This is a genomic window from Kocuria sp. KKT182, from assembly GCF_055635395.1.
Genome location: NZ_CM145757.1, coordinates 3,627,993 through 3,643,658, shown reverse-complemented (window position 1 = coordinate 3,643,658; position 15,666 = coordinate 3,627,993). Strand labels below are relative to the sequence as shown.

Below are 15,666 nucleotides of genomic sequence, written 5' to 3'. Positions count from 1 at the left end.
TCAGACGTCCAGGTTGTCGGCCACCGTGCGCAGGATGGCGGCGATCTTCTTCCCGTGCGCGGAGTCCGGGTAGCGGCCCCGGTGCAGCCCGTTGGACATCTCGTCCAGGAGCTTGATGAGGTCCTCGGTGATGACCGCCATCTCGTCGGCGGGCTTGCGGACGTTCTTCGCGACCGACGGGGTCCGGTCGAGGATCCGGACGGAGAGCGCCTGCGCGCCGCGCCGACCCTGGGCCACCCCGAACTCCATCCGCGTGCCCGGCTTCACCGTGGTGGCACCGGAGGGCAGCGCCGAGGAGGGCAGGAACACTTCCTGGCCGTCGTCGGCCGCCAGGAAGCCGAAGCCCTTCTTCGCATCGAACCACTTGACCTTGCCGGTGGGCACGCTGTCTCCCTCGTCCTCGTGTTCGTGGAGGGGCGGCCCGCCGGTCCCTGCCGCCGAGCCACCCTGTGGAACCTCCCATTCTAGCCCTGCTCCGGGGGCGGGGACCGCCGGGGCGCGGTCAGCGGCACACCGTTGCGCTCGGTACCCTGGAGCCATGCCTGTCTCCGACGACCGTGCGCCCGCGCCCCGCACCGCCCGACGCCCCGGGATCGACGTCCTCGGCGTCTCCGCGGTGGTGCTCGGCCTGGTGTGCGCCGTGTGCCTCGCCCTGCTGCTCGTGCTCACGGCCGTCGGAGCGGACCCCTGGGACGGGCTCACGGTGGTGCCGTGGTTCGCGTTCCCGGTGGCCTTCCTGCTGTTCTGCGCGGTCCTCGTGCGCTCCCTGCTGCGCCGCCGCCGGGCCTGATCCGTGCTCCCGGACGGGCTGCTCCGGGATCTCGCGTCCCGCTCCCCCGCCGAGCTGGGCGAGCTGCTCGCCGCCCGGCCCGACGCCGCGCGCCCGGGCACGAGGTCCCTCGAGGACCTCGCCGAGGCCCTGCTGTCCCGGGCGGGGCTGCGCCGGGCCCTCGACGCCCTCTCCCGGCCCGAGCTGGACGCCGTCGAGCGCGCCGTGCTGCTGGGCCCGCCGGAGGATCCCGCCGCGCGGCTGCTGGCCGGCCCGCCCTGGGACCGCCTGCACCTCCTGGCCCTCGTCCACCGGGACGGCGAGGCGCTGCGCCTGGTGCCCGGACTGGCCGAGGCCCTCGGCCGCTACCCGGCGGGACTCGGCCGCCCGCAGCCGGTGCTCGCCGCCCTGGCCGCCCGGCTGCGCGGCGAGGCGCCGCCCGCGCCGGGAGCCGGGAGCCCGGCCTGGACCGCCGAGGAGCTCGCCCGGTGGCCCGCCTCCGTGCGCGAGGTCCTGGAACGCTTCCGCTCCCGGCCCGTGGGATCCCTGCCGGACGCGCTGCGCCGGACCGATCCGGCCGCCGACGCGGACTCCCGGCCGCTCGACTGGCTCCTGGCCCGCGGCGTCCTGCTGCCCGTGGACACCCGCCACGTGGAGCTCCCCCGGGAGGTCGGCCTGCTCCTGCGCGGGCCCGGCCCCTGGGCCACGGCCTCCCCGGAGCCGCCCGTCCCACCCGCCGCGCGCGTGCCCGGGCGGCTGCGGGACAACGCCGCCGCCGCCGCGGTCGAGCAGCTGCTGCGCCGGACCGCCGCCCTGCGCGCGGAGCTGCGGGCCCGGCCGCTGACCACCCTGCGGGCGGGCGGGGTCGGCGTGCGCGAGCTGCGCCGGCTGCGCTCCGCCCTGGGGATCGAGCACCCCGAGCTCGTCCGGCTCCTCGGCCTGGGCGAGCTGTCCGGTCTCGTGCGGCTGGACCCGGACACCTCGTCCTGGCGCCCCGCGCCGGCGCCCTTCGAGGACGCCGCGCGCCCCGACCAGTGGTGGCACCTGGTGCGGACGTGGCTGGCCTCCGACGTGGTCCCCTCCGCGGTGGGACTGCCCCTCGCGGACGGCACGGTCGTCGGGGTCCTCACGCGCGGCACCCACGCCCCGGAGGCGCCGGCGGTGCGCCGGGCGCTGCTGGCCGCCCACGCCGAGCTCGCCGAGCGGGCGCCGGGGGGCCACGGCCCCGAGGACGTCCTGGCGCTCGCCCGCTGGCGGCGCCCGCGCCTGGCCCGCGCCCTGGACCGGTGGGGCCCGGGGATGCTGACGGAGGCCGCCGAGCTCGGCCTGGTGGGCGCCGACGCCCTCACGGAGCCCGGCCGGGCCCTCGTGGAGGACCGGTCCGAGGACGCGGTCCACGCCGTGACCGGGTGGCTGCCCGCACCCGCGCGGACGGTGCTGCTGCAGAGCGACCTCACGGCGACGGCCACCGGCTACCTCGCGCCGGACGTGGCCCGCGCCCTGGACCGGCTGGCGGAGCCGGAGGGCCACGGACCCGTCCCGCGGCACCGCTTCGGCGAACGCTCCCTGCACCGGGCCCTCGACGCCGGCTGGACGCCGTCCTCGATCCTGGCGTGGCTCGAGGAGCACAGCCGGGGTCCCGTCCCGCAGGCCCTGGCGTACCTGGTCGAGGAGGCCGGCCGGGCGCACGGGCGGATCCGGATCACCCGGGCGGACTGGGTGCTCACCGGTGAGGAGGAGCTGCTGGCGGCGCTCGCCGGCTCCCCGGACCTCGCGGGGCGCCGGCTGCGCCGGCCCGCCCCGGGCGTGCTCGTGGTCGACGCCGGCGAGGAGGCGCCCGACCGGGGCCGGGCATCGGCCGGCAGGGCGGGCGGGCTCCGGGAGCTCGCGGCGGCCGTCCGGGCCACGGGCACGGAGCCGGCGCTCGACGTCGCCCCCGCGGAGCCCGCCCTGCCGGACCTCGCCCTCCCGGACGTCCCCGCCGACCCGACCCTGCTGCTCGAGGTGCCCACCCCGCGCCTGCCCGTCCCCTCCGCGGAGGAGATCGAGGACCTGGTGGACCGGCTCACCGGCCGGGACCGCGCGCGGCGCCCGCCGGACGACCCGGCCGAGGACCTGATCGACGACCCGACCGACAGCGGAGGAGCCACCCCGTGGGACCCCTGATCGTCCAGAGCGACCGGACCGTGCTGCTCGAGCTCGACCACGAGGACGCCGACGACGTCCGGCGGGAGCTCGCGGCCTTCGCGGAGCTCGAGCGCGCCCCGGAGCACGTGCACACCTACCGCATCACCCCGCTGGGCCTGTGGAACGCCCGGGCCGCCGGGCTGGACGCCGAGCAGGTGCTCGACGTCCTCCTCACCCGCTCCCGCTTCCCGGTCCCCCACGCCCTGCTCCTGGACATCGACGAGACGATGTCCCGCTACGGCCGCCTGGTGCTCGAGCAGGACCCGGTGCACGGGCTCGTGCTGCGCTGCCACGACGCCCCCGTCCTGGAGGAGATCGCCCGGCATCGGAAGATCGCCCCGCTGCTCGGTCCCCGCATCGACGGCGCCACCACGGTGGTGCACGCGAGCGCCCGCGGCCAGCTCAAGCAGCTGCTGCTCACCGTGGGGTGGCCGGCGGAGGACCGGGCCGGCTACGTGGACGGCACGCCCCACCCGGTCGCCCTGACGGAGACGGACCCCGTGACGGGCGAGGCCTGGGCCCTGCGCCCCTACCAGCGCCACGCGGTGGAGAACTTCTGGGCGGGCGGCAGCGGCGTCGTCGTCCTGCCGTGCGGCGCCGGCAAGACGCTGGTGGGTGCCGGGGTGATGGCCGCGAGCTCGACGACGACGCTCGTCCTGGTCACGAGCACGGTCTCGGCGCGGCAGTGGAAGGCCGAGCTGCTGCGCCGGACCACCCTGACGGAGGACGAGATCGGCGAGTACTCCGGAGCCGTCAAGGAGGTCCGCCCGGTGACGATCGCCACCTACCAGGTGCTGACGGCGCGCCGCGGCGGGATCCACCCGCACCTCGAGCTGCTCGACGGGCACGACTGGGGGCTGATCGTCTACGACGAGGTGCACCTGCTGCCCGCCCCCGTGTTCCGGATGACCGCCGAGCTGCAGGCGCGGCGCCGGCTGGGCCTGACGGCCACCCTGGTGCGCGAGGACCACCGCGAGGGCGAGGTGTTCTCCCTCATCGGCCCGAAGCGCTACGACGCGCCGTGGCGGGAGATCGAGGCCCAGGGCCACATCGCCCCCGCCGACTGCGTCGAGGTCCGGATGGAGCTGCCCCTCGCGGACCGGATGGCCTACGCCTCCGCGGAGGACGCCGACCGGCACCGCCTCGCCTCGTCCTCCGCGCACAAGCTCGACGTCGTGGCCCGGCTCGTGGCCCGCCACCGCGGGGAGCCGGTGCTCGTGATCGGGCAGTTCCTGGACCAGCTCGACGAGCTGGGCGCGCTGCTGGCCGCCCCGGTGCTCAACGGCAGCACCGGCACGGCCCGGCGGGAGAAGCTCTTCGCCGCGTTCCGGGCCGGGGAGCTGCCGGTGCTCGTGGTCTCCAAGGTCGCGAACTTCTCGGTGGACCTGCCGGAGGCCTCGGTCGCGGTGCAGGTCTCGGGGGCCTTCGGCTCCCGCCAGGAGGAGGCGCAGCGCCTGGGCCGACTGCTGCGGCCCAAGCACGACGGCCGCCCGGCGACCTTCTACACCGTGGTGGCCCGCGACACCGTGGACGCCGACTACGCGGCCCGGCGCCGCCGCTTCCTCGCGGAGCAGGGCTACGCCTACCGGATCGTCGACGCCGCCGCCGTCGAGGCCCCCGGCGAACTCCCCGAGGACCGGTGAGCGCCGTTCAGGCGGCGTTCAGGGTGTTCCGAGAAAATGGGCGGCGTGAAGAACGACAACCCCGAAGCGAAACTGCTCGTCGTCGACGACGAGCCCAACATCCTCGAGCTGCTGGCCACGTCCCTGCGCTTCGCCGGCTTCGAGGTGGTCACCGCCGCCAACGGCCGTGACGCCCTGGCCAAGGCGGAGTCCGAGAACCCGGACCTCGCGGTGCTCGACGTCATGCTCCCGGACATGGACGGCTTCACCGTGACCCGCAAGCTGCGCGCGTCCGGGCAGCACTTCCCCATCCTCTTCCTCACGGCGAAGGACGAGACCGAGGACAAGGTCACCGGTCTGACCGTGGGCGGCGACGACTACGTCACCAAGCCCTTCAGCCTCGACGAGGTCGTCGCCCGCATCCGCGCGGTCCTGCGCCGCACGCAGCCCGCCGAGGAGGACGACTCCCGGCTGCGCGTGGACGACCTGGTCCTCGACGACGACGCGCACGAGGTGTTCCGGGGCGAGCGGGAGATCGACCTGTCCCCCACCGAGTTCAAGCTGCTGCGCTACCTCATGCTCAACCCGAACCGCGTGCTGTCCAAGGCGCAGATCCTCGACCACGTGTGGGAGTACGACTTCAACGGGGACGCCTCGATCGTGGAGTCCTACATCTCCTACCTGCGCCGGAAGATCGACAACGACCCCGAGCTGCCCCCGCTGATCCACACCAAGCGCGGCGTCGGCTACCTCCTGCGCTCCCAGCACAAGAACCACTGACCCGGCCCCGGGATGCACACCCTGTCCTCCCGGTGGCGCTCGGCATCGCTGCGCTCGCAGCTCATGGTGCTCACGGGCCTGCTCCTGGCGCTGTCCATCCTGGTGACGAGCTTCGTGGCGATCTCGGTGCTGCGCACCTCGCTCCTGAACGACATCGACCGCGGGCTGCGGGACTCCGTCCGGCCGGTCTCCACCGTGCTGGTCGCCGACATGGGCGGGGCGCAGGGCGTCCAGGTGCCGCACGCCGGGTTCCTGCTCGACGCCGACGGCGAGACCCTCGCCGAGGCGGTGCACACCCCGGAGGGCGTGCTCGAGCGGCGGCCGGACCTGTCGCAGGTCGACCTCGAGCACGTGCGGGAGAACCCCTTCGAGCCGACGACCGTGGGCTCCGTGGACGCCCCGGACCGCCGGTGGCGGGTGGTCGCGGCCGAGACGGAACGGCTGAACCTCGTGGTGGCGGTCGCCGAGCCGCTCGACGACATGAACGCGATGCTCAGCGCGGTGACCCTCCTGACGCTGAGCTTCGGGGTGGCGACCCTGTTCGCGGCCATGGCGGTCGGCTGGATCCTGGTCACCCGGGCGTTCGCGCCCCTGCACCGGGTGGAGCAGACCGCCGCCCGGATCGCCGAGGGCGACCTCTCCCAGCGCATGGAGGGCTACAACCGGCAGACCGAGATCGGCCAGCTCTCGGCGTCGCTCAACGCGATGCTCGGCCACATCGAGGACGCCTTCGACGCCCGCACGCGGTCCGAGACCAAGCTCCGGCGGTTCGTGGCCGACGCCTCCCACGAGCTGCGCACGCCCCTGGTGACCATCCGGGGCTACTCGGAGCTCTACCGGCACGGCGCCCTGCAGGAGCCCGAGGACGTGGCCGGGGCGATGTCCCGGATCGAGTCGGAGGCGAAGCGGATGACGCAGCTCGTGGAGGACCTGCTGATGCTCGCGCGCCTCGACGAGCGGCGGCCCGCGGAGAACGTCGACGTGGACCTGCTCCACCTCGCGTTCGACGCGGCAGGGGACGCCCGCGCCTCCGCCCCCGACCGGCGGATCGAGGTCGGCGGCCTGGGGGGCGGGGGCCCGGTCTCGGCATGGGTGCACGGCGACGAGTTCCGGCTGCGCCAGGTCGTGGCGAACCTCGTGACCAACGCCCTGCGCTACACCCCGGAGGGCACGCCGATCGAGATCGCGGTGGGCGTGGAGCGCTCGGTCGACGACTCCTTCAACGCCGTCCTGCAGGTGCGCGACCACGGCCCGGGCATCCAGGGCGAGGACGCGGAGCGCGTCTTCGAGCGCTTCTACCGGGCCGACTCCTCCCGCACGCGCGAGACCGGCGGGACGGGGCTGGGGCTGTCCATCGTGGCCGCGATCGTCCAGCAGCACGACGGCACGGTGCGGCTCACCGAGACCCCCGGCGGCGGGGCGACGATGACCGTGCGCGTGCCGGGCATCGAGCCCGCCGACGACGCCCCGGAGGTGTGAGCGGGCCCGTCAGGACTCGTCGGTGCCCTGGTGGAAGCGCAGCTGCCAGGGCCCCAGCTCGTTGCGGGAGTCCTCCCGGACCCACAGGGAGCTGCGCAGGCTCGTGCGGTCCCCCGCCGTGAGCCGGTAGACAAGGTGCACGGCCGCGGGGCCGAGCTCGGTGGCCTCCAGCACGTGCACGTCCACCGCGCCGAGCCCGGGTTCGCGGGGCAGCCGGTCGAGGACGTCCGCCCGGGAGCGCCACGACCCCGAGGCACCGACCTCGGCGAAGGCCTCGTGCAGCAGCTGGCCCAGCCGGCCCGGGTCCGCCCTGACCTCCGGGCGGAGCAGGTCCCGCTCGAGTTCCTGGACGGTCTCCCCCGCCGTGCGGCCGCGGGCGAGCTCCTCCTCGTGGGCGAGCAGCTCGCTCAGCAGATCGGGGTCGTGCCGGTCCTCGAACGCGCCGGGATCCGTGTCCTCCCCCGGCCCTGGGGCCTCCACCAGCGGCGCGGCGTCCACCGGCTCCGGGGCGTCCAGCAGCTCCCGGGCCGAGGTCCGGGTGCCCGCTCCGTCCGGGTGCCGGGCGGCGCCGTCGAACCCGGGTCCCTCGGGCGCGGGGCGACCGGTCTGGAACGCGGTGGCCACGGCCCGGGCACGGACGTCGGCGGCCTCGTTGAGCTCGTGGCCGGCGTGGCCCTTGACCCACTCGAAGCGCACGTCGCGGCCCGCCATCGCGGCGTCCAGGGCCTTCATGAGCTCCACGTTGAGGACGGGCTTGCCGTCCCTCTTCTTCCAGCCCTTCTTCTTCCAGCCGGGCATCCACTTCGTGATCGAGTTGATGACGTACTGGCTGTCGCACAGCACCCGCAGGGGCTCGTCGGGGCGGTGGGCCGTGGCCTCGAGCAGGTCCAGGACGGCCTTGAGCTCGCCCATGTTGTTGGTGCCGTGCGGCCACCCGCCGGCCCGCCAGGTGTTGTCGTCGATGTACCAGGCCCATCCCGCGGGACCGGGATTGCCCAGCGCGGAGCCGTCGGCGGCAGCAGTGATCGTCATGGCACTCATCTTTTCACGGCGCCCGGACGCCGTGCGCCACGGGTCCTGTGCGCCCCCGGCTCAGTCGCCGGGCTCCTGATCGAGCTGCTGCTGGGCGACGTCGCGCACCCCGGCGACCCTCGACAGCTGCACGGCCGCCGTGCGCAGGTCCGTCTTGCCCTCGAGCCGCAGGAGCAGCTCCACCTCGGTGCCCTCGGACCCCTCGACCGTCCGGCTCGAGACCACGGAGGCGCTCAGCTGCAGCTCGTCGACCACCGTCAGGACCTCCCGCAGCACGCCGTGCCCGTCCTCGTAGCGCAGCCGGAGTCCCTGCGGGGCCACCATCCCGGGCAGGCGGCGGGAGAGCGGGGTCAGCAGGATCGCGGAGACGAAGTGCAGGCCCGTGGCGACGACGGCGAGCGGCACGAGCCCGGCCCCGCAGGCCATCCCGATGGCCGCGGAGAGCCAGATGCTCGCAGCCGTCGTCAGGCCGTGCACCACGTCCCGGTTCGTGAAGATCACGCCCGCGCCCAGGAAGCCGATGCCCGTGATGATCTGGGCCGCCACGCGGGAGGGGTCGGGACCGGCGTCGATGCCGGGCAGGACACCGAAGCCGTAGGCGGACACGAGGGTGAACACCGCCGACCCGGTGCCGACCAGGGCGTGCGTGCGCAGTCCGGCGCTCTTGCGCCGCAGCCGCCGTTCGAGGCCCACCAGCGAGGTGAGCCCGAAGGCGATCAGCACGAGCGAGACCTGGACGGGGACCGCGTCCCACACGACGACGTCCACGGCACCTCCTCCGGCAGCTGGTGCTCACGATTGAACACCACTTCCGGCCCTGCGGCACCAGGTGCGGGACGACGACGGGCCGGGCACCTCCGCGAGGTGCCCGGCCCGTGCCGGATGCGTGCTGGGCACGCTCGACGGGTCAGCCGTCGATCACATCATGCCGCCCATGCCGCCCATGCCGTCGTCGGCACCGGCACCGGCGCCCGCGGGCTCCGGCTTGTCGGCGACGACGGCCTCGGTGGTGAGGAACAGCCCGGCGATGGACGCCGCGTTCTGCAGCGCGGACCGGGTCACCTTGACCGGGTCGTTGATGCCGGCGGCCATCAGGTCCTCGTACTCGCCGGTGGCGGCGTTGAGGCCGTGGCCCTGGGCCAGACCGCGGACCTTGTCCACGACCACGCCGGCCTCGAGGCCGGAGTTGATCGCGATCTGCTTCAGCGGGGCGTCGATGGCGACCTTCACGATGTTCGCGCCGGTGGCCTCGTCGCCGGTGAGCTGCAGCTTGTCGAACGCCTTCTGGCCGGCCTGGATCAGGGCCACGCCGCCGCCGGCGACGATGCCCTCCTCCACGGCGGCCTTGGCGTTGCGCACGGCGTCCTCGATGCGGTGCTTGCGCTCCTTGAGCTCGACCTCGGTGGCGGCACCGGCCTTGAGGACGGCCACGCCGCCGGCCAGCTTGGCCAGGCGCTCCTGCAGCTTCTCGCGGTCGTAGTCCGAGTCCGAGTTGTTGATCTCGGCGCGGATCTGGGCCACGCGGCCCTCGATCTCCTCGGCGGTGCCGGCGCCGTCGACGATGGTGGTCTCGTCCTTCGTCACGACGACCTTGCGGGCCTGGCCCAGCAGGTCCACGGTGGCGGTCTCGAGGGAGAGCCCGACCTCCTCGGTGATGACCTGGCCACCGGTGAGGATGGCGATGTCGGCCAGCTGCGCCTTGCGGCGGTCGCCGAAGCCGGGGGCCTTGACGGCCACGGACTTGATGGAGCCGCGCATCTTGTTGAGCACCAGCAGCGCCAGGGCCTCGCCCTCGACGTCCTCGGCGATGATCAGCAGCGGCTTGCCGGCCTGCATGACCTTCTCGAGCACGGGGACCAGGTCCTTGACCGCGGAGATCTTGGAGTTGACCACGAGGATGTAGGGATCCTCGAGGACGGCCTCCTGGCGGTCGGCGTCGGTGACGAAGTAGCCCGAGAGGTAGCCCTTGTCGAAGCGCATGCCCTCGGTCAGCTCGAGGTCCAGCCCGAAGGTGTTGGACTCCTCGACCGTGATCACGCCCTCCTTGCCGACCTTCTCCATCGCCTGGGCGATGAGGCGGCCGATCTCGGGGTCGCCGGCGGAGATCGACGCCGTGGCGGCGATCTGCTCCTCGGTCTCGACCTCCTTGGCGGAGGCCAGCAGCTCCTCGGTGACCGCGGCGACGGCCTTCTCGATGCCGCGCTTGAGGCTCAGCGGGTCGGCGCCGGCGGCCACGTTGCGCAGGCCCTCCTTGACGAGCGCCTGGGCGAGCACGGTGGCGGTGGTGGTGCCGTCGCCGGCGATGTCGTCGGTCTTCTTGGCGACCTCCTTGACGAGCTCGGCGCCGATCTTCTCGAACGGCTCGTCGAGCTCGATCTCCTTGGCGATGGACACGCCGTCGTTGGTGATCGTGGGGGCGCCCCAGGCCTTCTCGAGGACCACGTTGCGGCCGCGCGGGCCGAGGGTGACCTTGACGGCGTCGGCCAGGGTGTTCAGGCCCCGCTCGAGTCCGCGGCGTGCCTCTTCGTCGAAAGCAATCATCTTTGCCATGTGACTTCGTCCCTCCTGGACGGTAGACAAACGGTCGACCTCCACGGTGCCCGCGACGGACGGCGCGCACGACGGCGGACTCTTCCCGACGCCGTGCGGCACCTCACCGTGGTGGTTGAGGTGTCACTCCTGTGCCGGTGGCTGCCCGGGTCGGGCCGGGGACCGAGCCATTAGCAGTCCACACGACTGAGTGCTAATCGCAATCTTGGCACTCGTCCCCGGAGAGTGCAAACCCCTGAGCCGATTCCGCTCAGCCCTGCCACTCCTCGCGCAGGACGCCGTAGACCATCCGGTCGTAGTACTCGCCGCCGACCCTGCGGGCCCGGCGGATCCTGGCCTCCTCGGTGAAGCCCAGCTTCACCGCCACGCGGCACATGCCCGCGTTGCCGCTCCACGTCTCCAGGTCGAGGCGGTGGGAGTCGGAGTGGGCGAAGAGGTAGTCGATCCACAGGCGCATCGCCTCGGTGCCGTAGCCGCCGCTCCAGTGCTCCGGGGAGTACACGGTGATGCCCAGGGAGCGCAGCGGCAGCAGGTGCGTGCCGTCACCGGGGTCCTCGGTGGGCTTCTCCGACCAGTACCAGGACACCTGCCCGATGAACCGGTCGTCGGCGGCGTCGGCGATCACCATCGTCTCGCGCGGGTCCGGCCAGTCCCCGGCCGTCACGTGCTCCCGGAGGGTGCCGAGCCAGCGCTGGGCGCCCTCGGCGGTGAAGTTCGGGTAGAACGGGCCGTCCGTGCGCTGCCACTCGTGCTCGCCGCCGCCGGCGGGCGGCATGATCCACGCCTCGTAGTCGACGAGGTCCTCCTCGGTCCAGTCGCGCACGCGGACTCGGCTTCCTTCGATCTGCACGGTGGTTCCTTCCGGTGGCGTCAGGGGTGGACGACGTCGTGGTGGACGACGTCGTGGTGGACGACGTCGGAGCGGTCGGGCTCCGGGACCGGAGCCCGATGGGGGACGCCTCGAGGACCGGGCCGGCTCAGGACCCCGTGGACGTGGCGCCCGGCGCCGGGGCGGCCTCGCCCGGGGCGTTGAGGAACGAGAACACCCCGACGCCGAGGGTCAGCACCCCGGCCAGGACGATGGCGGTGAGCTCCCGGGCGCCCACGCGGACGGTCGGCCGGACACCGCGGTGGGCGCCCTGGCGGGGCCCGTCCTCGGGGACGTCGTCGAACTCGTCGTGCGGGTACTGGGTCATCCGTGGTCTCCTCGCTGCCGGCGCAGCCTGGCCACGAGCATCGGGTCGTGCTCGAGGGCGGCGCGGGTGTCGATCAGGACGTTGAGCCGCTGGTAGTAGTGGGTGGGCGAGAGGTTCAGGCGGCGGCGGATCTCCATCTCCTTCGCCCCCTGGTACTTCCACTGCAGGTTCTCGAGCGAGAGGATCTCGCGGTCCACGGCGTCCAGACCGGCCCCCTCCCCGGGCTCTTCCCGGCCGGGGGCGGCCTCCCCGTCGGGCACCGGCTCCGCGCCGGGAACGGCGGCGTCGTCGGCCCGGGCGTCCGCGGGCACCGCGTCGTCGGGCACCGCGTCCTCGCCGGTCACCGCGACTCGGCCCGCGGCCGCAGGGAGAGGGTGGTCAGCTGCGCGTCCTCGCCCGCGTCCACGACGGCGCGCACCGCCGCGGCCACGGACTCCGGCCGGAGGTAGCGCTCCGGGACGTACTCGTGGCCCAGGCCCGCCTGGATGTCCCGCTGCATCTGCGTGTCGACCGGACCGGGGTGCACCGAGCTGACCACGACGCCGTCGGCCTCGACCTCCTGTCGGAGCGAGTCGGCGAGCGCGCGCAGGGCGAACTTCGAGGCCGCGTAGACGGCGTCCCCGGCGCGGGCGTTGAGCCCCGAGCCGGAGTTGAGGAACACGACCTTCCCCCGGGCCGCTCGCAGGGCCGGCAGCAGGAGCCGGGTCAGCTCCGCGGGGACCACCACGTTGAGCTCGAGCTGGGCCCGCCAGTCCGCCACGGAGGCGGCCTCCACCGTGGTGCGCCCGGCCACGGCCGCCGAGTGCACCAGGACGTCGACCCGGTCCAGGCCGGCCACCACGGACGGCAGGGCCGCGACGTCGGTCAGGTCGGCGGCGCGGACGGTGACGTGCGGGAGGCCGGAGAGCTCGGCCAGCCGGCCGGCGTCCCGGCCCAGGGCCAGGACGTCGTGGTCGCGGGCGAGGTCCACCACGCACGCGCGGCCGATGCCTCCGGTGGCCCCGGTGACGACGGCGAGGGGTCGGGTCTCGGTGGAGGAAGCGCTCATGCGCCCACTCTAGCCAGTCCGCCGCCGGTCCCGCCCGCCCCGGACGGAACGGGCCGGGGCGGTGGCGGCCCCGGTATCCTGGCCCGCAGCCGACCACACGGAGGAGCCCCATGGCAGCCGACCCCCACGCCGCGGGAGATCCCGGGGCGGACCCGGACAGCGCGGAGAAGCCCTCGTCGCCGGCACAGATCACGAGACCCTCGTGGAGCTACATCCTGCGCCGGACCGTCCACGAGTTCCGCCGCGACGAGTGCACGGACTCGGCGGCGGTGATGACGTTCTTCGCCGTGCTGTCCGTCTTCCCGGGGCTGCTCACGGTGGTGTCGATGCTCGGCGTCGTCGGTCAGGCCGAGGCGACCACCAGGACCCTGCTGCGCCTGCTCGACGAGTTCGGGGTCCCGGAGGGGGCCGTGGCCGTGCTCGAGGGGCCGATCGGCGAGCTCACCGGCTTCCCGTCCGCGGGCCTGGCACTGGTCACCGGTCTGGTCGGCGCCCTGTGGACGGCCTCGGGCTACGTGCGGGCCTTCGGTCGGTCCATGAACCGGATCTACGAGGTCGAGGAGGGCCGCCCCGTCTGGAAGCTCTACCCCCTGATGATCGCGGTGACGCTGTCCCTGGTGGTCCTGGTGGTGGGCATGATGCTGCTCCTGCTGCTCTCCGGGCCGGTCGCCGAGCGGCTCGGCGGGCTGATCGGCCTCGGCGAGGCGGCACTCCGGCTCTGGCAGGCCGCCCGGATCCCGGCCCTGCTGCTGCTGCTCGTCTTCGTGATCGCCCTGCTCTACTACGCCACCCCGAACATCCGGCAGCCGAGGTTCCGGTGGCTCAGCATCGGCTCGGTGGTCGCCATCCTGGTCATGAGCGCTGCGACCACAGGGTTCAGCTTCTACGTGTCCAACGTCAACGACTACAACGCCACCTACGGTGCCATCGGCGGAGTGATCGTCCTGCTGCTGTGGATCTGGATCATGAACATCGTGCTGCTCGCGGGCGCCGAGCTCAACGCCGAGATCGAGCGCGGACGCCAGCTCCAGGCCGGGATCGAGGCCGAGGAGAACCTGCGGCTGCCGCCGCGGGACCTCCGGGGCGTGCGGCGGATGCAAGCGAAGGAGCAGGAGCTCGTCGAGGAGGGCCGTGCCCTCCGGCACCGGCACACCGGTCCGGGCAACGGTGCGGACCACCCGTCGGACACCGGGACCGCGGGCGACGCCGCACCGGCCTAGAGTGGTGCTCCGGCACATCCGGGTCCGCACCTGCCGGAGCACCGGTGCCCGGACCGGCACCTGCCGTCCGTCCCGGCGGCCGACACCCGCACGACACCCGCACCGAGGAGCACCGTGAGCGAGCCCCAGCCCCTGGACAGGATCATGGCCCCCGACTGGGCGGAGGCCCTCGCCCCCGTGGAACCGCAGATCCGGCAGATGGGCCGGTTCCTGCGCGAGGAGCACGCCGACGGGCACCGCACGCTCCCGGAGGGCCCGGCGGTCCTGCGGGCGTTCCAGGAGCCGCTCGAGCAGGTCAGGGTGCTGGTCGTCGGGCAGGACCCCTACCCCACTCCCGGCCACGCCATGGGCCTGTCCTTCTCCGTGCAGCCCCACGTGCGTCCAGTGCCCCGCTCCCTGCAGAACATCTACAAGGAGCTGCGGGACGACCTCGGCGTCGACCCGCCGGAGCACGGGGACCTCTCCGCGTGGTCCCGGCAGGGCGTGATGCTCCTGAACAGGGTCCTCACCGTGCGCGAGGGGGCCCCGGCCTCCCACCGGGGCAAGGGCTGGGAAGCGGTCACGGAGCGCGCCATCAAGGCCCTCGCCGGCCGCGGGACCCCGCTGGTGGCCATCCTGTGGGGCCGGGACGCGCGGAGCACTGCCGCGTGGCTGGACGGCTTCCCCACGGTCGAGTCCGCGCACCCGTCCCCGCTGTCCGCGTCCCGGGGCTTCTTCGGCTCCCGGCCGTTCTCCCGCACGAACCAGCTCCTCGAGCAGCAGGGCGCGGAGCCGGTCGACTGGCGGCTGTGACACCAGGAGGCCTCCGTTAGGGTGGGCGGCATGACGACGACCCCCGGGGCCCGGCCCGCCAGACCCCGCAAGCCGCAGCTCAACCTAACGGTGCGCTCTCGCGAGCTGCTGTCCCCGTCGATGGTCCGGGTGGTCCTGGGCATCGACGAGCCCGAGCGCTACGCGGACATCGTCCCGCCCGAGAAGTACGTGAAGCTCGTCTTCCTCCGGCCCGGCACGGGCGAAGCCGGCACCGCGCTCCCCGGCACGGCAGGTGTTGGCACCGCGAACCCTGGCACGGACGCTCCGGACTCCGAGACCGCAGGCTCGTCGCGGCCGGGGGCGGAGCCCGGCCGGAACCCCGACTACTGGGAGCTCAAGGAGACCCTGCCGGGCGACCGGCAGCCCGTCACCCGCCACCTCACCATCCGCCGGTACGTGCCGGAGCGGCACGAGCTGTGGATGGACTTCGTGCTGCACGGCGACGACGGCTTCGCCGGCCCGTGGGCGGCCCGCGCCGAGCCCGGGGACCGCATCATCGCCCTCGGCCCCGGGGGCAAGTGGGCGCCGGCCCCGGACGCAGCGTGGACCCTGATCGCCGCCGACGACGCCGCGATCCCCGCCGCCCTCGCCGTCCTGGAGACCCTCCCGGCCTCCGCGCAGGGAGAGGTGCTGCTGGAGGTGGACACGCCCTCCGACATCCAGCCGGTGTCCGCCCCGGCCGGGATGACGGTGCGCTGGGTGTTCCGGGCGGACAGCGGTCCCGGAGAGGACCCTGCCCTGGTGCGAGCCGTGCGCGAGGTCGGGTGGCCCACCGACCCGGAAGGGGTCCAGGTCTTCGCCCACGGCGAGCGGGAGGTCATGAAGGCCCTGCGCGAGGAGCTGTTCACGCGCCGTCGGCTGGAGCGGGACCAGGTCTCGCTGTCCGGCTACTGGGCGAGGGGCCGCACCGAGGACGTGTTCCAGGCGGAGAAGAAGCTGCCGGTCGGCCAGATCCTCTGAGCCGGACCCG

The 15,666-nt window shown here is 74.0% G+C and carries 16 protein-coding genes; 8 read left to right on the top strand and 8 right to left on the bottom strand.

What is annotated here, in order from left to right:
• Window positions 1–384 (bottom strand): cold-shock protein, encoded by a 384-nt coding sequence (locus ACZ2G1_RS16905; RefSeq protein ID WP_017832742.1) that lies wholly within the window; start codon window positions 382–384, stop codon window positions 1–3.
• A gap of 154 nt (window positions 385–538) precedes the next feature.
• Here ACZ2G1_RS16905 and ACZ2G1_RS16900 point away from each other — a divergent pair, with 154 nt between their 5' ends.
• From ACZ2G1_RS16900 to ACZ2G1_RS16880, 5 genes are read left to right on the top strand one after another with little or no spacing between them, the layout of a single operon-like run.
• Window positions 539–790, top strand: coding sequence for a hypothetical protein (locus tag ACZ2G1_RS16900; RefSeq protein WP_081615734.1), 252 nt, complete (start codon window positions 539–541; stop codon window positions 788–790).
• A gap of 3 nt (window positions 791–793) precedes the next feature.
• Window positions 794–2,935, top strand: a complete 2,142-nt coding sequence (locus ACZ2G1_RS16895; RefSeq protein WP_470377182.1) for a helicase-associated domain-containing protein — start codon at window positions 794–796, stop codon at window positions 2,933–2,935.
• A complete protein-coding gene (locus ACZ2G1_RS16890; protein ID WP_470377181.1) occupies window positions 2,923–4,599 on the top strand; it encodes a DNA repair helicase XPB in 1,677 nt (558 codons plus the stop codon). Before ACZ2G1_RS16895 ends, ACZ2G1_RS16890 begins: the two co-directional genes overlap by 13 nt.
• 36 nt (window positions 4,600–4,635) lie before the next feature.
• Complete coding sequence (locus tag ACZ2G1_RS16885) at window positions 4,636–5,358, top strand: response regulator transcription factor (protein WP_017832745.1); 723 nt, start codon at window positions 4,636–4,638, stop codon at window positions 5,356–5,358.
• 12 nt (window positions 5,359–5,370) lie between these two features.
• Window positions 5,371–6,837, top strand: a complete 1,467-nt coding sequence (locus ACZ2G1_RS16880) for a sensor histidine kinase (RefSeq protein WP_017832746.1) — start codon at window positions 5,371–5,373, stop codon at window positions 6,835–6,837.
• 9 nt (window positions 6,838–6,846) lie between these two features.
• On the opposite strand, the gene ACZ2G1_RS16875 is transcribed toward ACZ2G1_RS16880, so the two are convergent.
• The 7 genes from ACZ2G1_RS16875 to ACZ2G1_RS16845 all read right to left on the bottom strand — a co-directional run bounded on the left by ACZ2G1_RS16875 (window position 6,847) and on the right by ACZ2G1_RS16845 (window position 12,663).
• Window positions 6,847–7,869 (bottom strand): RNase H family protein, encoded by a 1,023-nt coding sequence (locus tag ACZ2G1_RS16875; protein ID WP_095650834.1) that lies wholly within the window; start codon window positions 7,867–7,869, stop codon window positions 6,847–6,849.
• 60 nt (window positions 7,870–7,929) lie between these two features.
• Window positions 7,930–8,637, bottom strand: coding sequence for an MgtC/SapB family protein (locus ACZ2G1_RS16870; RefSeq protein WP_232035338.1), 708 nt, complete (start codon window positions 8,635–8,637; stop codon window positions 7,930–7,932).
• Between the two features lie 150 nt (window positions 8,638–8,787).
• Entirely contained in the window at window positions 8,788–10,419 is a 1,632-nt protein-coding gene (gene groL / locus ACZ2G1_RS16865) for a chaperonin GroEL (RefSeq protein WP_035926880.1), read from the bottom strand.
• A gap of 250 nt (window positions 10,420–10,669) precedes the next feature.
• A complete protein-coding gene (locus ACZ2G1_RS16860; RefSeq protein ID WP_095650833.1) occupies window positions 10,670–11,269 on the bottom strand; it encodes a GNAT family N-acetyltransferase in 600 nt (199 codons plus the stop codon).
• A gap of 127 nt (window positions 11,270–11,396) precedes the next feature.
• Entirely contained in the window at window positions 11,397–11,615 is a 219-nt protein-coding gene (locus ACZ2G1_RS16855) for a hypothetical protein (protein ID WP_017832751.1), read from the bottom strand.
• Window positions 11,612–11,941: a DUF3263 domain-containing protein gene (locus ACZ2G1_RS16850; RefSeq protein WP_095650864.1), complete on the bottom strand. Its 330-nt coding sequence runs from the start codon at window positions 11,939–11,941 to the stop codon at window positions 11,612–11,614. Before ACZ2G1_RS16850 ends, ACZ2G1_RS16855 begins: the two co-directional genes overlap by 4 nt.
• Before the next feature lie 14 nt (window positions 11,942–11,955).
• A complete protein-coding gene (locus ACZ2G1_RS16845; protein WP_017832753.1) occupies window positions 11,956–12,663 on the bottom strand; it encodes an SDR family oxidoreductase in 708 nt (235 codons plus the stop codon).
• 110 nt (window positions 12,664–12,773) lie between these two features.
• On the opposite strand from ACZ2G1_RS16845, the gene ACZ2G1_RS16840 reads away from it, so the two are divergent.
• The 3 genes from ACZ2G1_RS16840 (at window position 12,774) to ACZ2G1_RS16830 (ending at window position 15,656) form a co-directional block, all read left to right on the top strand.
• The gene (locus tag ACZ2G1_RS16840; RefSeq protein WP_470377180.1) at window positions 12,774–13,883 is read left to right on the top strand and encodes a YihY/virulence factor BrkB family protein; all 1,110 of its coding nucleotides are present in this window, start codon (window positions 12,774–12,776) and stop codon (window positions 13,881–13,883) included.
• A 114-nt stretch (window positions 13,884–13,997) separates the two neighbouring features.
• Window positions 13,998–14,675, top strand: coding sequence for a uracil-DNA glycosylase (locus ACZ2G1_RS16835; RefSeq protein WP_336650261.1), 678 nt, complete (start codon window positions 13,998–14,000; stop codon window positions 14,673–14,675).
• Window positions 14,676–14,705: 30 nt separating this feature from the next.
• A complete protein-coding gene (locus ACZ2G1_RS16830) occupies window positions 14,706–15,656 on the top strand; it encodes a siderophore-interacting protein (RefSeq protein ID WP_109222564.1) in 951 nt (316 codons plus the stop codon).
• Window positions 15,657–15,666 lie beyond the last annotated feature (10 nt).

Bases quoted from the DNA above. Each gene is read 5' to 3' on its own strand.
- ACZ2G1_RS16855 (WP_017832751.1), bottom strand. From the start codon at position 11,615: ATGACCCAGTACCCGCACGACGAGTTCGACGACGTCCCCGAGGACGGG.
- ACZ2G1_RS16880 (WP_017832746.1), top strand. From the start codon at position 5,371: ATGCACACCCTGTCCTCCCGGTGGCGCTCGGCATCGCTGCGCTCGCAG.
- ACZ2G1_RS16840 (WP_470377180.1), top strand. From the start codon at position 12,774: ATGGCAGCCGACCCCCACGCCGCGGGAGATCCCGGGGCGGACCCGGAC.
- ACZ2G1_RS16875 (WP_095650834.1), bottom strand. From the start codon at position 7,869: ATGACGATCACTGCTGCCGCCGACGGCTCCGCGCTGGGCAATCCCGGT.
- ACZ2G1_RS16885 (WP_017832745.1), top strand. From the start codon at position 4,636: ATGGGCGGCGTGAAGAACGACAACCCCGAAGCGAAACTGCTCGTCGTC.
- ACZ2G1_RS16900 (WP_081615734.1), top strand. From the start codon at position 539: ATGCCTGTCTCCGACGACCGTGCGCCCGCGCCCCGCACCGCCCGACGC.
- ACZ2G1_RS16830 (WP_109222564.1), top strand. From the start codon at position 14,706: ATGACGACGACCCCCGGGGCCCGGCCCGCCAGACCCCGCAAGCCGCAG.
- ACZ2G1_RS16845 (WP_017832753.1), bottom strand. From the start codon at position 12,663: ATGAGCGCTTCCTCCACCGAGACCCGACCCCTCGCCGTCGTCACCGGG.
- groL (WP_035926880.1), bottom strand. From the start codon at position 10,419: ATGGCAAAGATGATTGCTTTCGACGAAGAGGCACGCCGCGGACTCGAG.